The 16664-nt window shown below is 63.9% G+C and carries 16 protein-coding genes and 4 pseudogenes; 5 read left to right on the forward strand and 15 right to left on the reverse strand.

The annotated features are described in order from the left end of the window. Positions 1-287: 287 nt before the first annotated feature. The 13 genes and pseudogenes from N5J71_RS15880 to N5J71_RS15940 form a co-directional block, all read right to left on the reverse strand. Positions 288-1598: an OprD family porin gene (locus N5J71_RS15880; protein ID WP_143511197.1), complete on the reverse strand. Its 1311-nt coding sequence runs from the start codon at positions 1596-1598 to the stop codon at positions 288-290. Between the two features lie 148 nt (positions 1599-1746). Beyond that, on the reverse strand, positions 1747-2988 hold the full coding sequence (locus tag N5J71_RS15885; protein ID WP_279917211.1) for a benzoate/H(+) symporter BenE family transporter: 1242 nt from the start codon (positions 2986-2988) through the stop codon (positions 1747-1749). A gap of 83 nt (positions 2989-3071) precedes the next feature. Continuing rightward, the gene (locus tag N5J71_RS15890; protein WP_279917212.1) at positions 3072-3875 is read right to left on the reverse strand and encodes an enoyl-CoA hydratase/isomerase family protein; all 804 of its coding nucleotides are present in this window, start codon (positions 3873-3875) and stop codon (positions 3072-3074) included. 27 nt (positions 3876-3902) lie between these two features. Then, positions 3903-5435, reverse strand: coding sequence for an AMP-binding protein (locus N5J71_RS15895; protein ID WP_003461283.1), 1533 nt, complete (start codon positions 5433-5435; stop codon positions 3903-3905). Then, a complete protein-coding gene (locus N5J71_RS15900) occupies positions 5435-5941 on the reverse strand; it encodes a (2Fe-2S)-binding protein (protein WP_003461286.1) in 507 nt (168 codons plus the stop codon). Before N5J71_RS15900 ends, N5J71_RS15895 begins: the two co-directional genes overlap by 1 nt. Before the next feature lie 2 nt (positions 5942-5943). Next, entirely contained in the window at positions 5944-6750 is an 807-nt protein-coding gene (locus N5J71_RS15905; RefSeq protein ID WP_003461288.1) for an FAD binding domain-containing protein, read from the reverse strand. After that, complete coding sequence (locus tag N5J71_RS15910) at positions 6747-9749, reverse strand: xanthine dehydrogenase family protein molybdopterin-binding subunit (protein ID WP_279917213.1); 3003 nt, start codon at positions 9747-9749, stop codon at positions 6747-6749. The genes N5J71_RS15905 and N5J71_RS15910 overlap by 4 nt, the downstream gene beginning before the upstream one ends. A gap of 120 nt (positions 9750-9869) precedes the next feature. Then, positions 9870-10139: a hypothetical protein gene (locus N5J71_RS15915; RefSeq protein WP_075747180.1), complete on the reverse strand. Its 270-nt coding sequence runs from the start codon at positions 10137-10139 to the stop codon at positions 9870-9872. Between the two features lie 81 nt (positions 10140-10220). Continuing rightward, positions 10221-10646, reverse strand: a complete 426-nt coding sequence (locus N5J71_RS15920; protein WP_279917214.1) for an organic hydroperoxide resistance protein — start codon at positions 10644-10646, stop codon at positions 10221-10223. Between the two features lie 438 nt (positions 10647-11084). Beyond that, a pseudogene (locus N5J71_RS15925) lies at positions 11085-11527 on the reverse strand (MarR family winged helix-turn-helix transcriptional regulator). A 73-nt stretch (positions 11528-11600) separates the two neighbouring features. Continuing rightward, a complete protein-coding gene (locus tag N5J71_RS15930; RefSeq protein WP_045733160.1) occupies positions 11601-11918 on the reverse strand; it encodes an I78 family peptidase inhibitor in 318 nt (105 codons plus the stop codon). A gap of 17 nt (positions 11919-11935) precedes the next feature. Continuing rightward, positions 11936-12586: a YceH family protein gene (locus N5J71_RS15935; protein ID WP_084340745.1), complete on the reverse strand. Its 651-nt coding sequence runs from the start codon at positions 12584-12586 to the stop codon at positions 11936-11938. A gap of 48 nt (positions 12587-12634) precedes the next feature. Next, positions 12635-13201, reverse strand: coding sequence for a TetR/AcrR family transcriptional regulator (locus N5J71_RS15940; protein ID WP_084340746.1), 567 nt, complete (start codon positions 13199-13201; stop codon positions 12635-12637). 89 nt (positions 13202-13290) lie between these two features. Here N5J71_RS15940 and N5J71_RS15945 point away from each other — a divergent pair, with 89 nt between their 5' ends. The 4 genes and pseudogenes from N5J71_RS15945 to N5J71_RS15960 all read left to right on the forward strand — a co-directional run. After that, complete coding sequence (locus N5J71_RS15945) at positions 13291-14022, forward strand: SDR family oxidoreductase (protein ID WP_279917215.1); 732 nt, start codon at positions 13291-13293, stop codon at positions 14020-14022. Positions 14023-14065: 43 nt separating this feature from the next. Next, positions 14066-14659 carry a 2-hydroxychromene-2-carboxylate isomerase gene (locus N5J71_RS15950; protein ID WP_003461307.1) on the forward strand — a complete coding sequence of 198 codons (594 nt, stop codon included), beginning with the start codon at positions 14066-14068 and terminating at the stop codon, positions 14657-14659. Positions 14660-14727: 68 nt separating this feature from the next. Then, positions 14728-14943, forward strand: a complete 216-nt coding sequence (locus N5J71_RS15955; RefSeq protein WP_003243834.1) for a DUF3820 family protein — start codon at positions 14728-14730, stop codon at positions 14941-14943. An 86-nt stretch (positions 14944-15029) separates the two neighbouring features. Then, positions 15030-15353 (forward strand): annotated as a pseudogene (locus N5J71_RS15960) (IS110 family transposase); the annotation flags it as partial. Here N5J71_RS15960 and istB read toward each other — a convergent pair. Both istB and N5J71_RS15970 read right to left on the reverse strand, forming a co-directional pair. After that, positions 15351-16013: pseudogene (gene istB / locus N5J71_RS15965) on the reverse strand (IS21-like element ISPpu7 family helper ATPase IstB); the annotation flags it as partial. The pseudogenes N5J71_RS15960 and istB overlap by 3 nt on opposite strands. 17 nt (positions 16014-16030) lie before the next feature. Beyond that, positions 16031-16174 (reverse strand): hypothetical protein, encoded by a 144-nt coding sequence (locus N5J71_RS15970; RefSeq protein ID WP_156157174.1) that lies wholly within the window; start codon positions 16172-16174, stop codon positions 16031-16033. 162 nt (positions 16175-16336) lie between these two features. On the opposite strand from N5J71_RS15970, the pseudogene N5J71_RS15975 reads away from it, so the two are divergent. Then, positions 16337-16660: pseudogene (locus N5J71_RS15975) on the forward strand (IS21 family transposase); the annotation flags it as partial. Positions 16661-16664: the final 4 nt, after the last annotated feature.

The raw sequence follows: 16664 nt of genomic DNA on the forward strand, positions 1-16664 counted from the left end.
ATCGCTGGGCCAGTTCTCACCCTAAAAGTGCGGGGGAGGATTTTCTATTAACTAATATTGATGCCACCTATCAGCCCTGGTAACGGGGGGGCAGCAGCAGGTTTGCTGCACCCCGCCACCTGCGTTTCATCGTGAGGGCGGCCCAGGCAGCCTTACCAAGCCGATGAACACTTTCCCTGTCGACCGCCGGTTTGTCTTTGCATCTGATTCATGCGCAGAGGGCGCCGACTGGAGAAAAAAGGCCCGCGAGAGCGGGCCAAGCCATCACCCGGGATACCGGGAAGGGCTCAAAACAAAGTCAGGGTGTAGCTGAGGATCAGCCGGTTCTCGTCGATGTCGCTGCGGTAGTTGGAACGCGCCGTGACGTTGCGCACACGTACGCCAAAACCCTTGAACGCACCGTTCTGCACGGTGTAGCCGATGTCCAGGTCGCGCTCCCAGTCCTTGCCCTCGTAACGCGCACCGCCACGGTTGGTGGCCTGGGCATCGACGTTGTCGCCGCGGATATAGCGCACCCCGGCGACCAAACCCGACACGCCCATGGCGGCGAAGTCGTAGTCGTAGCGCAGTTGCCAGGAACGCTCGTCAGCCGAGTCGAAGGTGAAGGTCGGCACCTCGTTGCCCAGCGGGCTGACGTTGGCGAATACCCGTGGCAGGCCGTCGTCGCCGAACATGGCCTGGTAGCCGAGATAGAAAGTGTGGCCGCCGTGCTTGGCCGACAGCAGGGAGTAAAAGGCCTGGTTGTCGATCTCGCCCGCCAGTTGCTCGCCGTCCTCGGACGAGTCGAAGTAGCCGAGGTTGGCGCCGAGCACCCAGTCGCCGACCGGCTCGCTGTGCTTGAGGCTGAAGTAGCGCTGGTTGTAGAGGTCCTCCAGCTGGGCATACCAGGCGCCGACCGAGGTGCGGTTGGCGTTGAAGGCGTAGTCGGCGCCGGTGTAGTTGAAACGATCCGTGGTGATCAGGCCGCCGGCATTACGCCGCGGGGCGAAACCGACCATGGCGCCCAACTCCTCATCACCAGCCTCGTTACGCAGGCTGGTGGAGCGCAACTGGCCGCCTTGCAGGGTCAGCCCGGCGATCTCGTTGGAGACCAGGCTGGCACCTTGGTAGCTCGGCGGCAGCAGGCGGATGTCGCTGAAGGCCAGCACCGGCAGGTTGGGCTGCAGCTCGCCGACCTTCAGCTCGGTCTGCGACAGCTTGACCTTCAAGGCGGCGCCCAGGCGGCTGTAATCGTCGGCGGCCTTGCCGCCCTCGCGGGTCGGCAACAGGCCGGTGTTGACCCGATCCGCGCTGCTATCGAGCTTGAGGCCGAGCAGACCGATGGCATCCACGCCGAAACCGACGGTGCCCGGGGTGTAGCCGGATTTGAAGTTGAGGATGAAACCCTGCGCCCACTCCTCGGCCTTGGACTGCTGGTTCGGCCCGACGATGTCGGAGAAGTCGCGACTGAAGTAGTAATTGCGTGCTTGCAGGGTTGCCGTGGCGTCCTTGAAAAAATCGCTGTCGGCCGCCAAAACCTGGAACGGCAACCCCAGCAGCAAACCGGTGTAGACCAGGCAACGGGTGGCTTTGCATAGGCGAGTCAAGGTAAAGGTCATGGTTATACGCTCTCTTTCTTATTCGATTTTTAGGCAAAAGAGCTCCCACGGGCCTCTTGCAGGTCCATGTGTGGCAGTGGGAACTCTCGAGGGGTACAGCGTTTAAGACGTGCGCGGTTTGTCGTTACTCGGCGAGGGCCACGCGACTCTAGGCGGCCCGCTCTCGGTGCAACTCGCCGAGCACCCAGGACACCGCCACGCCGATCACCAGCGCCCAGAACGGCGCGCTGATACCGAACAGGCTGAACTTGCTCATGGCCACCACCAGGGCGACAAATGCACCGATCTGGCAACCGGTGTCTTTGTGGAAGGCCTGCTGCAACGCGCTGAGCAAGACGCCGATCATCGCCAGGCCGGCGACCACCAGGATCAACTCACGCGGCAAGGCGAGGATGAACGGCACGGCGATACCGGCGAATACGCCAAACAGGGCGAACAGCACGCCATTGACCAGGGTCGCCCCGTAACGTTGACGCGGATCGTCGCCGGCCTGCTCGGAACTGCAGATCGCCGTCATCGGCCCGGCGATATTGGCGTTGTGTCCGCCCAACAGCCCGGCCAGCATGCCGCCCACGCCGCTCACCACGGTCATCGCATTGACCGGAGGCTTGTAGCCCTCGACCATCAGCACACCGGTGGCCTGGGCATTCTCGGCACCGATTACCAGCGCCGCCAGCGGCACCGATATGGCAAAGAAGGTCTCCAGGGTGAACATGGGCGTGGTGAAAGCCGGCATGACGAAGGCGATGTCCACATCCGCCGGTTTCAGCAGGCCCAGAGCCAAGGCCGCGGCGAAGCCCACCAGCCCGGCAGCCAGCACTGGCGGCACCGCCTTGAAGAAGCGCATGACCAGGAAGTAGGTCAGCGCCGCCAGACCGGCCATCAGCGGAACGCTGCCGACCGCTTCTACCGCACCGACGCCGAAGCGGATCATCGCCCCGGCGATCATCGCCATGACGATGGGCATCGGCAGCCAGCGCATCAACTTGCCGATCACCCCGCTCAAGCCGAGCAGCAAGACCAGCGCGCCGCTCATGATGAAAGCGCCGACCGCCTGGCGAAAATCCAGACCGGCAAGTGCCGCGATCATGATCGCCGCGCCAGGAATCGAATAAGCGCCGCAGATCGGCTGACGGTAGCGCAGCGCCATGCCGATGCTGATCAGTCCGCCGAGCACGTAGATGGCGAATAGCCAGGCAACCGTCTGGCCATTGCTCAATTGGCCGGCTTCGGCGGCGCTGATGACGATCAGCGCCGGCCCGGAACAGCCGAACAGCGCGGCTACTACCCCGGCGCTGACCGACTTGAGGTTGATTGCCTCTCGGATTGAGTAGCCCGATGAGGCGTCGGAAGGTGGTGCAATATCAGTGTTCGCTTTTTTGCCAAGCATGACCCGTTCTCCGCGATTGTTGTTGTAATGCGGTACAGCCGTTGTCTGCCGAGGCCTGCCGCAGGCAAGCCCCGGAGGGAAGGTTACTCGCCGCGGAATACCGCCGGCCGCTTGCTGTGGAACGCCTCGACGCCTTCCTTGAAGTCATGCGAGCTGCGCAGGCGGCTGTAGCAATGGCCTTCCATCTCGATGGCCACGCTCAGCGGCGCGTCTTCGTTGTCGTTGATCAAGCGCTTGGCCGTGCGCTGGGCCAGCGGCGAGAAGCGCCGCAGTTCATCGACCAGCGCGTCTACCGTGCTTTCCAGCTCGGCGTCCGCCACGCACTCGGTGGCGATGCCCCAGTCGTAGGCCTGTTCGCCGCTGATGCGCTTGGCGCGCATGACCATGTGCTTGGTGCGGGCCACGCCGATGATCTTCTGCAGGCGCGCCGAACCACCGGAGCCGGGGATCTGCCCGAGATTCTGCTCGGGCAATGCGTAGCGAGTGGTCTCCGAGGCGATGCGGAAATCGCAGGCCAGCGACAGCTCGAAACCGACGCCGAAGGTGTAACCACGGTTGGCGGCGATCACCGGCTTCTCGCAGCGCACCGGTGCGGCGACGTTCCAGGCCAGCTTGGAGACGTGCTCCGGCGAAGCCTCGAGGAAGCCCTTGATGTCGCCGCCGCTGGAGAAGTGCTCGCCCACCGCGCGCAGCACGATGACGCGCACCTGTGGATGTGCGTCAAGCGCTTCGAAGACCTGGCGCAGCTGGTCGCGCTGGCCCATGGAGATAACGTTCAGCGGCGGGCGGTTGAGGATGATGTCGGCGCGCTCACGGGCCGCATTGACCTCGACCTGGAAGCCGTCGAACGGGGTTTCGAGAAATTGCTGGATCGCTTGCAGTTGCATGATGGATGTCCTCGGGATAGTGAGCAGTCAGCCTTTTTGGGCCTGTTCCTGGTGCTGGGCCAGCAAGACGCGGCGCAGCACCTTGCCAACGGGGGATTTGGGAATTTCGTCGATGAACTGGTAACGCCGCGGCCGCTTGAACTTGGCCAGGCCGGAGGTGATGCAGTAGGCATCCAGTTCGCTTTCGCTGACCTCGGCACGCAGCTTGATGAAGGCGGCGATGATCTTGCCCCACTGCTCGTCCGGCAAACCGACCACCACCACTTCCTCGACGGCGGGGTGCAGTGAGAGCACGTTCTCGATCTCCACTGGGCTGATGTTCTCGCCGCCGGTGATGATCAGGTCGTCCACCCGTCCGGTGACAAACAGGTCGCCGTCCTCATCGAAATAGCCGGTGTCACCGGTGAAATACCAGCCTTCGCGCAACGCCTTGGCCGTGGCTTCGGGGCGGTTCAGGTAGCCTTCGAACGCCTCGTCGCTGGCCAGGTCGGCGACGATCTGACCTTCTTCCATGGGCTTGACTTGCACCTGTGCCGATTCGGCGTCGATCGGCACCACCCGCACCCGTTGGTTTAGCGCGCTACGCCCCGAGGAGCCAGGTTTGCGGCTGGCCTGCTGATCGATGGTGAAGGTATAGATCTCCGAGCTGCCGTAGTGGTTGACGAACAACTGCGGCTGGAACGCCTGTTCGACGCGGCGCATCAGCCCGTCGCTCATGGGCGCGCCGGCGAAGCCGATTTTCTCCACGCTGGCGACTCGTTCGCGGGTGAAGGCCGGGTGCTCGATGAGCATGTGATAGAGGGTCGGCACCAGGTACAGGTTGCTGACCTGTTCCCGTTCGATAGCCTCCAGGGTGGCCTCGACGTCGAACTTCGGCACGCAGACGAAATGCCCGTCGATCAGCGCCATGGCCAGCAGCGAGCGCACGCCCATGGTGTGGTACAGCGGCATCACGCCGAGGGTGCACTCGCCGTGGCGATAGAGGTTCTGCGCCACATGGGCGACCGCCGCGGCGCGTTCCGCGCGGTGCCGGCGCGGCACGCCCTTGGGCTTGCTGGTGGTGCCGGAGGTATAGAGCAGCAGGGAGAAATCCTCGGGCGTGGCGCGCAGGATGGTCGCCGTCGGCGCCTTTGCGCACAGCTCGGCGAAGCTCAGGTCGCCGTCCGCGGCGCGCTGACCCGCGGCGATCCGCGGCAGATTGAGCGCGGCCGTGCAGGCAGCGACCGCGGCCACGGTGGCGTCGTCGTAGGCCACTGCGCGGATCTGCGCATCCTCGATGCAGTAGGCCAACTCCTCGGCAGTCGAGCGCCAGTTCAGCGGGGTCATGACGATGCCGGCGAACTGGCAGGCCCAATGCAGGGTCGCCATCTGCCAGCGGTTCTGCATGGCCACCAGCAGGCGATCACCCCTGCTCAGCCCGAGTGACTCGAGGCCGTGGGCAGCGCACTGGATATCGGCGAACCACTGTTCGTAGGTTTTTTTCACCGTGCCGTCGCTGACCGCAGTGGCCAGCGGGCGGCGTTCCGTGGCAGCGAGGAAGCTGCGTCCGAGATCGAACATTATTGTTGTACCTCTTCGTTCGTTTGGCGTTGGGCAGCCACTTCCAGCACTGCCTGGACAATGCCGGTGTAACCGGTACAGCGGCACAGGTGCCCGGAAAGCATGTCGCGCACTTCGGCCTCGCTCGGGTCGGGCTGCCGCTCGAGGAAATCCACGCAGGACATGAGGATGCCCGCAGTGCAGAAACCGCACTGCAGGGCGTGATGACGGCGGAACGCTTGTTGCAGGTCGCTCAGCGTGTCGTCGTCGGCCAGCGATTCGACTGTCTCGATGCGCCGCTCGTGGGCCTGCACGGCGAGCATCAGGCAGGAACGCACGGCGACGCCGTCCACCAGCACCGTGCAGGCGCCGCAAACGCCGTGTTCGCAGCCGACATGGACACCGGTGGCACCGAGGTCGTGGCGCAGGAAATCGCACAACTGGGTACGCGGCTCGGCCAGGCCTTCGCGCGAGCGGCCATTGAGCTCGAGACGGACGGGAAAACGTTGTTCGGCGGTTGCACGCATGTTCAGACTCCTTCGATGAGCCGGTGACCCAGCTCGCGAATCAGTTGCCGGCGGTAGGCCGCGCTGGCGTGTACATCGTCCTGGGCGTCGAGCGACCAGGCGGTTTCGTTGAGCGCGTCGGCCAGCGCCGCGCCGCGCGGCAGGCTGCGCATCACCGGGCGGTCGGCGACCCCGCCGACGCCCAGGCGCACCTCGTCGATGCCGACACAGGCGGCCAGCGAGACGATGGCGAAGTCGCCGTGGCGCATGGCGATTTCCCGGAAGCGGTAGCCGATGCCTTCGCGTTTGAGCGGGAAGCGCACCTCGACGAGCAGTTCGTCGGCGCGTTTGTCGGTGGTGAGAATGCCCTGGAAGAACTCGGCGGCCTTGACCACGCGCTTGCCCTTCTTCGACTCCAGGACGATCTCGCCGCCTAAGGTCACCAGGCACAACGGCAGCTCGGCGCTGGGGTCGGCGTGGGCCACCGAACCGCACACGGTGCCGCGGTTGCGGGTCTGGAAGTGGCCGATCCAGGGCATCGCCAGGGCCAGCAGCGGCACCTCGTCGACCAGCGTCGGCCGCGCCAGCAGTTGCGCCTGGCGCACCGCCGCGCCAACCGCCAGGCAATCCTGGCGCAGTTCGATATAGGCCAGGTCAGCGACCTGGTTGATGTCGATCAGCAGCTTGGGCTGGGCCAGGCGCATGTTCAGCACCGCCATCAGCGACTGCCCACCGGCAATGATGCGCGCATCCGCGCCATACTCGGCGAGCAGCTCGAGCACCTGGTGGCGGCTCTCGGCGCGGACGTAATCGAAGGCAGCCGGTTTCATTGCGCACCTCCCTTGCCGAGCAGCCCGGCGAACAGCGCACGCAGACGGCTCCACCAGCCAGCGGTGATCGCCTGGCCACTGACCCGCTGCGACAGGCGGGTGAAAATCTGTCCGATGATCACTTTCGAGGCCCCTTGCATCATGCGGCTGCCGACCGCGGCGACCTTGCCGCTGACGGCGACCTGGTATTGGTATTCCAGGCGCGTGTGACCGTTCTCCAAGGCGACGAAACGCACCCTGGCGTGGCCCTCGGCCGAGCCCATGGAGCTGGTGCCGGAGCCGGACAGGCGTAACGAATGCGGTGGGTCCAGCTCGCTCAAGGCGACCTTGGCCTCGAAGCGTGCGCGGATCATGCCGACGCCGACGGTGACGTCCGCGCGGTAGCGATTCTCGCCCTGCAGCTCAAGGGCATGGCAGCCGGGGATGATCGCCGCCAGGGTGGCCGGGTCGAGCAGGGTGTCGAACACCTGCTGTGGCGGCGCCGGGATCACCACTGCATCGTTGGCGCGCAGGGCCGAACCAGCGGCCGGCTCTGCGGCGAAAGCGTCGTCCTGCTGCATGCCGGCCGGCCGCGGCGGCTCGTCGATGCCGATCATGCTGCGCACCTTCGAGGGGGTCAGCGGCAGGCGGATGTCGGCGCGGCCGAGGGCATCGGCCACGGCGTTGGCGATGCACACCGGCGTGCTCATGTTGTTGCCCTCGCCGACGCCCTTGGCCCCCAGGGGGGTGAACGGCGACGGTGTTTCCAAATGCAGGATCACCGGCTCGAGCACTTCCGGTGCAGTGGGCACCAGGTAGTCGGCGAAGGTGCCAGAGAGGAAGCTGCCGTCCTCGCCATAGGCGAACTCTTCCATCAGCGCCGCGCCAAGCCCCTGGGTAAAGCCGCCGCGGATCTGTCCGTCGACCAGCGCGGGATTGAGCAGGCGACCGGCATCGTGGCAGGTCACGTAGCGGTCGAGGTGAATCGCGCCGGTGACGCGGTCGATCTCCAGGCCACAGATGTCGAAGACGAAGCCGTAGCACAGCGAGCTGTTGATGAGATCGTCGTCGTCCGGCGCCATGAGCTGCGGCGGGCTCCAGAATGCGGTCTCGCGCAGGCCGCCCGGTTCGCCTTGCGGGAGCAGGCCAGGCGTCCAGTGGGTGGCGCCGGCGATGCGGTGAAAAGGTGCGGAAGGACCGCCGTTGGCGACGAAGATCTTGCCGCCGCCGAAGCGGATGTCCTCCGGTTTGGCTTGCAGTTGCGCGGCGGCGATCGCGGCGAGGCGATCGCGCACCTTCAGCGCGGCCTGGTAGACCACCCCGGCCACCGCGCCGGCGAAGCGGCTGGAATAGTTGCCCGAGGCGATCGACCAGGCATCCTTCTGGGTGTCCAGTTCGACGTTGACCACGATCGATTCCAGCGCCACGCCGAGCACATCGGCGACTATCTGCGCCACCGCGGTCTGGTGCCCCTGGCCCTGGGGCGTCGAGGAGACGTGCACGCTGACGTCGCCGAGCGGGCCGACGTTGATGGTCGCCGTGCTCACCGCACCGTTCTTCGGCCCGGCCTTGCGCCGTTCCTCGGGCGTCATCGCGGTGGTGATGTAGCCCATGTTGGAGATCGACGGCTCGATCACCGCGGCATAGCCGATGCCGTACAGCCGGCCTTCGCCGCGCGCCTGGTCGCGGCGGCGCAGCAACTCGTCGAGACCGCCGTCCTTGACCGCCAAATCGATGCCGGCCTGGTAATTGCCGGAATCCAGCAGAGCGCCGGCCGCGGCACGGTAGGGGAAGGCGTCGGCCGGCACCAGGTTGCGGCGGATCACCTCCAGCGGATCGAGATCCAGCTGCACGGCGATATGCTGCAACAGACGCTCCAGGGCGAAGTACACCTGCGGGCCGCCGAAGCCTCGGTTTAGGCCGGTGGGGGTCTTGTTGGTCAGCACCACGCGGTTGCGCACCAGCAGGTTACGAATCGCGTAGGCACCCGTGAGGTTGCCGTGCATGCGGTAGAAGGTGGCCGGCTCCGGTGCGCGCAGGTAGGCGCCGCAGTCGTCGATCTGGTCATAGCGCAGGGCGGTGATGCGACCGTCGGCCTGCACCGCCGCCTCGATTTCGGTGACCCGATTGGTCGCGGAGGACGCGCCTTGCAGATGCTCGAGGCGGTCTTCGACCCATTTCACCGGGGCTCCGACCTTGCGTGCCGCCAGTCCCATCATCACCACGTAGGGGAACACGCCCTGTTTGATCCCGAAGCTGCCGCCGGAGTCTTTCGGCGTGCGCAGACGCAGGCGGTTGCTCGGCACGTTGAGCGCGCGGGCCATCACCGTGTGCAGCGCATAGGGTCCCTGGAAGTTGGCCAGCACGTCGTAGATGCCGGTGGCGCGTTCGTACTGGGCAAGCACCACGTAGCATTCGATGGGAGTGCAGGAGCTGCGCGGAAAGCTCACCTTCAGCGCTACCCGGTGCGGCGCCTGCGCGAAGGCTTGTTCCGGTTCGCCGTAGCGGAAATGCCGCTCGTTGACCACGTTGCTGCCGACTGCCTCATGCAGCACCGGCGCCTGTTCGGTGGTGGCGGCCTCCGGGTCGATGATCGGCGGCAGCGGCTCATAGTCGACACGTACGCCTTCCAGGGCGTCTTCGGCCAGGTAACGGCTCTCGGCGATCACGACCGCCACCGGCTCGCCGACGTAGCGCACCTTGTCCACGGCGATGCACCAATGCTCCATCGGCTGGCGCACGCCGACCGGGAATGGCTGGGCCCAACGCTTGATGTCCTCACCGATGAGTACGCCGTGCACGCCTTTCATCAGCAGCGCTTTGGAGAAGTCCACGGCAGTGATGCGTGCATGGGGATGGGGTGAACGGACAATGGCCGCGTGCAGGGTACCGGGCGGGGTGGCCGCATCGTCGGCATAGCAGCCCAGGCCACGCAGCAATGCAGCATCCTCGACACGGGTCTGACGAGCGCCGATATGGCCGCTGTGCTGGGTAACGGGGTCAGGCTGATATAGGTTCATCACACTTCTCGCGTTTATTGTTGTGCGCGATTGACTCGTAAAGAAGAGTATGGATCCCGACCAGCCGGCCGCCTTGCCCGGGCCTATGAATATCTGCCTGTACGTCAGTTGGCTTGCCTTTTAGTCTGATGCGGTGAAGACGGCGGCGTTTTTCCGGACGCGCTTTGGTCTGGGCAATGCCGCTTGGGCTGGCTCGGTAGGTTGTCGAGCGCTCATCTGCATCACCTTGGTGTCCACCAGGATGCCGGACAGGTTCACAAGGGGCAGTTCTGGTTGCTGCTGGCGCTGGACAGCAGCTCGTGGGCGAGAGGTCATCTTCGCGGTGACCACTTTGCACCAGGGGCTGGCGGGTACGCCGATGGCAATCACCTTGGCGATATTCAGCGGCAAGCCGCAGCGATACTGGGGTGGTTGCGGTGTTCTCCTCTTGGGCCCGCTGACGGCCTGGCCGTCAGCGGTCGCCCCTGGGGGTCAGACGATGGTCAAGGTGACGTCGATGTTGCCGCGGGTGGCGTTGGAATAGGGGCAGACGATGTGCGCGCGGTCCACCAGGGTCTGCGCCGCTTCGCGATCCAGGCCCGGCAGGCTGATGCGCAGCTCCACTTCGATGCCGAAGCCGGTGGGGATCGGACCGATGCCCACGGTGCCTTCGATAAAGGTGTCGGCCGGGATGCTCAGCTTGTCGCGGGCGGCGACGAACTTCAGGGCGCCGAGGAAGCAGGCCGAATAGCCGGCGGCGAACAGTTGTTCCGGGTTGGTGCCATTGCCGCCGGCGCCGCCGAGTTCCTTCGGCGTGGTCAGGGCGATGTCCAGTACGCCGTCGGAGGAGGCGGCGCGGCCTTCACGGCCGCCGAAGGCTTCAGCGGTAGCACGGTAGAGAACGTTTTCGATGGTCATGGCGGTATTCCTCTTCAGATGCGATGGGGGGCGTAGGGATGCGTCGATCAGCCTTCGGGGTGCAGGCCCTTGCCGTTCTGGCTGGCTTGACCATTGTCGGCCAGAACCGGGGCGGACAGGATCAGCGTGTCGGTCAGTGCGATCAGTGTTTTCATCGGTTTCTCCAAGGCTTCGGTAGGTAGCGGGTGGTGACGACTGAGAAGTCTCCGTGGAAGGTTTCGCGCTAATGTTTTGAGTGCAAGTTATTTCCATGGGGCGACCTGCGGTTCGCATATATTTTGCGTGCAATATAGTTTTATGAGTTTTTCGCTATAACCCTGGAAGTTCAGAGCATAAGCAGGCGTGACGGGGGATAGAGGTGCTGGAGGCGAACGGGTGGCGTGCTGACGAATGGCCGCCCAACCGCTTCCAGGCGATCGGGTGGCCTGAGCGCCTGGCTTACAGCGATTGCTGCAGGTGGCTGCGCAGCTCCACCAGCTCTTCTTTGAGCGAGGCGAGCTGCTCCAGGCTCAGGCCGGAGGCCTTGAGGATGCAAGCCGGCAGTGCCTTGGCCTGCTCGTGCAGGGCGCGGCCCTTGTCGGTCAGGTACAGCTGTACTACGCGTTCGTCCTGGCTGCTGCGCTGGCGCCTTCGCTCTCCAGGCGCTTGAGCAGAGGCGTCAACGAGCCCGGATCGGTCAGCATGCGTGCGCTGATCTCACTGACGGTGATGCCCTCGTTTTCCCACAGCACCAGCATGGCCAGATATTGCGGATAGGTGAGACCAAGCGCCTGCAACAGGGGCTTGTAGGTCTTGGTCATCATCAGTGAGGTGGAATAGAGGGCGAAGCACAGCTGGTTGTCCAGCATCAGCTCGGCGCAGGGTTCCACTTGGGAGGTCATGGCATTGGCCTATGCAAAGGTGCTTGGCGTTGCCGGCAATTGAGCGCGGGGCAACCCGCACTCAATTGTGAGTTCAGCCGCAGGATACGCGGGTGATCACGCGCTGATCATCGACATTGAGGTTAAGGCGTTGACCATTGTATTCCAAGGTCACTACGCTGTCGGGCGTGAGTATACGAGCTGTGCTGGCTCCGGCTTGCTGACGTGCCTGCTCGAGCAGTTCGGGCGTCGCGGTCTTGCCTTTGAAGTGCTCGACGGCGGACGAGGTGCAGCTGTCCGGAGTCGGGCCACTCGGTGCGGCAGCGGAGGTCGGTTTCTCGGCGGTGCTGCTGCAGCCGGCTGCGAGCAGGGTGGCGCCCAGGATGAGGCAGAGACGAGTTTTGAAATTCAATGCATTAGCTCCTTAGGTTACTGCGCGCCTTCCAGGCGCGCCAGACGTTCTTCGAGGGCGGCGATGCGCGTTTCCAGTTCGGCCAGTCGATCTTCGTTAGGTGCCGCAGCCTCCCCACGAGTAGTGGGGTGGCTGGCCAAGAGGCTCTCCAGATCGGCAGGCTCACCGAGCAGATGCATATAGCGATCCTCGCGCTGACCACTCTGGCGTGGTAGTAAAAGCGCCAGGCCGCGACCGATCAGACGTTCCAGCTGATGCTGGACCTCGGCGACATCGTCGAAATCGTGCATGCGATTACTGCGGGTGAGCAGTTCATTGAGCGTTTGCGGGCCGCGCAACAGCAACAGACCGAGCAGTACGGTTTGCGGTTTGACCAACTCCAACTGCTTATCGCAGCGCTGCTCCCAGCGGTCGGCACGGCTGCCCATCACCAGATGCACCAGCTGGCGGCCTTCCAGGCTGCGCAGGTAACGCCCGACTTCACCGGTTTCCAGGTTCATCAGCGGCTCGCGGCTGGTTTTCTGGTTGCAGGCCAGCTGCACGGCGTTGAGCGTCAGTGGGTAGGTCTCCGGTGTGGTCAACTGCTTTTCAATCAGGCAACCGAGGATGCGGACTTCGATGGCGTGCAGCGGGTTTTCACCCACCAGCGGGGAGGGCGTGTACGGCATGGGGCGATCCTGACAAGAAGAGCCTGCCTAGGGTAACGGCATCCGCGTTCAGCTGACAGGCTTCAATGTGTTTTCGAGCATGTCCAGGCTGGCGCCGAGCACCTGCTGACGCGATTCCTCGCTGGCCATCATGCGCGCCAGCAGCAGGCTGCCGAGGCATTGAGCGAGAATCGTCCAGGCCAGTTGTGGGTCGCCGATGATCTCGGCCCAGGTGCTCTGTAGTTGCAGGATCTGTTGCTCGGTGCGCAAGCGTACGCCTTCATCGGCACGGGCGATCTCCGCGCCCAGGGCCGGCAGTACGCAGCCTTTGTCCGGTTGCTCGACATGCGCCAGGCTGAGATAGGCCGTCAGGCAGCGTTTCAGTTTGTCGCGTCCGGCAACACCCGCTTCGCCGCCGAGTCGGCTCAGGCTATTGCGCAGCTCGCGCTCGATCAGTTCGGCGAACAGGTCGTTCTTGCTCGGGAAGTGGCTGTAGAACGCCGCGCCGGTCAGGCCGATGGTTTTCATCAGTGCATCCACCCCGGTCACGGCAAAACCTTGCTGCTTGGCGAGGGCGCCGCTGCTGGCGAGCAGGCGCTCGCGGGTTTCGGCCTTGTGTTCGGCGGAATAACGCATGGATGGCTCCGTTCTATGCTGGGTTGACCTGCCCGAGATAGTATCATAACGTTCGTTAAGCTAACGATCGTTAGTTAACAGAGGAAGCCATGAACGAGAACAAGAAAGTCGCTTTGATCATCGGCGCGGGTGATGCCACCGGCGGCGCCATTGCCCGGCGTTTTGCCCGTGAGGGTTACGTGGCCTGCGTCACCCGGCGCAGCCTCGATAAATTGCAACCGTTGCTGGAAGAAATCCGCAGCGAGGGCGGCGAAGCGCATGGTTTTGCTTCCGATGCGCGACGTGAGGAGCAGGTGGCTGAACTGGTAGAGAGCATCGAGCGTGACATCGGGCCGATCGAGGTGATGGTGTTCAATATCGGCGCCAACGTGCCCTGTAGCATCCTTGATGAAACCGCACGCAAGTACTTCAAGATCTGGGAAATGGCCTGCTTCTCCGGCTTTCTCACCAGCCAGGCGGTGGCCAGGCGCATGGTCACCCGTGGACGCGGCACCATCCTGTTCACCGGCGCTACGGCCGGCCTGCGTGGCGCCGCCGGATTTGCCGCTTTCGCCGGGGCCAAGCACGGCATCCGCGCGCTGGCGCAGAGCATGGCGCGCGAGTTGGGGCCGTTGAATATCCATGTCGCACATGTGGTGGTGGACGGCGCCATCGATACCGCGTTCATTCGCGACAGCTTTCCCGAGCTCTACGCCAAGAAGGATCAGGATGGCATTCTCGATCCCGAACATATCGCCGACAGTTACTGGTTTCTGCACAGCCAGCCGCGTGATGCCTGGACCTTCGAGCTGGATCTGCGTCCGTGGATGGAGCGCTGGTAACCTGCGCTGAACCCATCATCACAATAACGAGCGAGTGAAGCTGATGAGCAAGACGGTGGAGTTCTTCTTCGATCTGGGCAGCCCGGCCTCCTACCTGGCCCATACCCAGTTGCCTGATCTGTGTCGCGACGCTGGCGCTGCACTGGTCTATCGGCCAATGCTGCTCGGCGGCGTGTTCCAGGCCACCGGCAACGCCTCGCCGGCGATGATTCCGGCCAAGGGGCGTTACATGATTCGCGACCTGGCGCGTTTTGCCGAGCGCTATGGCGTGCCGATGCGCTTCAACCCGCATTTCCCGATCAATACCCTGACGCTGATGCGCTTGCTGGTGGCGCTACAGTTGTATCAGGCGGAGCGCTTCGACGATGCTTTGCAGGCGCTATTCCGGGCGATCTGGGTCGACGGGGTGAACATGGGTGATCCGGCCAGGGTGGCAGGCGTGCTGGTTGCCGCTGGTTTCGATGCAGCCGCCCTGCAGGCGCAAGCCGCTGAACCGGCAGTGAAGGACACGCTCAAGGCGACTACCGAGGAGGCGGTCAAACGCGGCGTATTTGGCGCGCCGACCTGTTTTGTTGGCGGTGAGATGTTCTTCGGTCAGGATCGCCTGGATTTCGTTCGCGAAGCGCTTCGCGGCTAGGTGCTTTTCGTCCAGGGCCTGATGCCTGGCACAATGGACGGCTCATTTTCCGGCCATTCGAGTAACCGATGAACCCCGAAGCGCTGAAGCTCCTGGTGACCCGCCGCATGCCTTACGGCAAGTACAAGGATCGACTGATCGCCGATCTGCCGGGCCACTACCTCAACTGGTTCGCCCGCACGGGTTTTCCCAAGGGCGAGCTGGGTCAGTTGCTCGCGCTGATGCAGGAGATCGATCACAACGGCCTCAAACCGTTGCTCGATCCGTTGCGCGACCGTTCGTAGCCCAATGAGATGGACTCCTCCCTCCTACGGCGTCATTGCGCCAGACTGAAGGTTGTAAAACAAACAATCCCGGAGGGGGAGCCCGCATGAAACTTAAACGCATAGGCGTGGATTTGGCAAAGCAGGTTTTTCAAGTTCATGGTGTCGACAGCCATGAGCAGGTCAAATGCCGCAAGCAACTCAAACGGCATCAGATGCTGGATTTTTTCCGCCAACTGGAGCCGTGTGTGGTGGCGATGGAGGCCTGTGGCAGCGCGCATTACTGGGCCCGTGAATTAGGCAAGCTGAGGCATGAGGTGCGTTTAATTGCTCCGCAGTTCGTCAAGCCTTACGTGAAAGGCGGCAAGAACGACGCGAACGATGCGCAGGCAATTTGTGAAGCGGCCAGCAGGCCCACCCTGCGTTATGTCGATGATGGCATCGGCCAGGGTCGGATCGCCGATCAGTTCGTGCCAGTTGTCCACCGGCATCTGGCTGGTGACGATGGTCGAGCGCTGGCCGTAACGGTCGTCCAGTAGCTCCAGCATGTCGCGCCGTTGCTCGCCGGTGAACGGGGCCAGGCCCCAGTCATCGAGGATCAGCAGGTCGGTCTTGGCGTAGCTGCTCATCAGCTTGGCGAAGCGCCCGTCGCCATGGGCCAGACCCAGTTCTTCCAGCAAACGTGGCAGGCGCAGGTAGCGCACGCTGTAGCCCTCTCGGCAGGCCTGGTGGGCCAGGGCGCAGGCCAGCCAGGTTTTACCGACGCCGGTGGGGCCGCCGATGATCAGGTTGAGGCCGTCGCGCAGCCACTGGCCACTGCTCAGTTGCAAGATCAGCGCCTTATCCAGTCCGCGCGGGCTACGGTAGTCGATGTCTTCGAGGCAGGCGTTGTGCTTGAGCCGGGCCTGGCGCAGGCGGCTGCTCAGGCGCTTGTCATCGCGTTCGGTCAGTTCGCGGTCGACTAGCAAACCGAGGCGTTCTTCGAAGCTCAGGCTGTCGATGTCCGGGGTTTTCAGTTGTTCGTTCAGCGCCTTGAGCATGCCGTGCAGGCGCAGGGTTTGCAGCTTGTCCAGGGTCGGATGGGGCAGCATGGTGAGTTTCCTTGGGGTCAGTGGTAGTAGGCGGATCCGCGCAGGTTGGCGTGGTCGTCCGGTAGTAGCGGCAGGTTGGTTTGAGCTAGCGGCAGGTTTTCCAGCCCCTGGCGCAGGATCGATTCGAGGCTCTTGTAGCTGCATGCGGATTCCACGGTCATCTGGCACTCATTCCATGAGCATCTGACCACCGATTCCACGGTGATCCGGCCACTGATTCCACGGTCATCCGGCCACTCAACCGGGCAGGCAGCTACGCAGGATTTCTTCACTACCATCGACCTCTTTTTCGAAGCAGAGAGGTCGTCGTGGAGCGTTTATCCATGCGTAAGATTCGCGAAGTACTACGTCTCAAGTTCGAGGTCGGACTATCGGCTCGCCAGATTGCGGTCAGCGTGCAGGTCGGTCGTGTCACCGTCGGCGACTACCTCAATCGTTTTGCCGCCAGCGGTCTCAGTTGGCCCTGTTCGTTGTCCGATGCCGAGTTGGAGCAGCAACTGTTCCCGCCGGCCCCGGCGGTTGCCAGTGAGAAGCGGCCTTTACCCGATTGGGCATGGGTGCATGCCGAACTGCGCCGCCCCGGCGTAACCCTGGCGCTGCTCTGGCAGGAGTACCGCCTGAGCCAGCCGCAGGCTTTGTCGGCATCAATAA

Origin of the sequence: Ectopseudomonas oleovorans, assembly GCF_029845265.1 — a bacterium.
GTDB lineage: Bacteria > Pseudomonadota > Gammaproteobacteria > Pseudomonadales > Pseudomonadaceae > Aquipseudomonas > Aquipseudomonas oleovorans.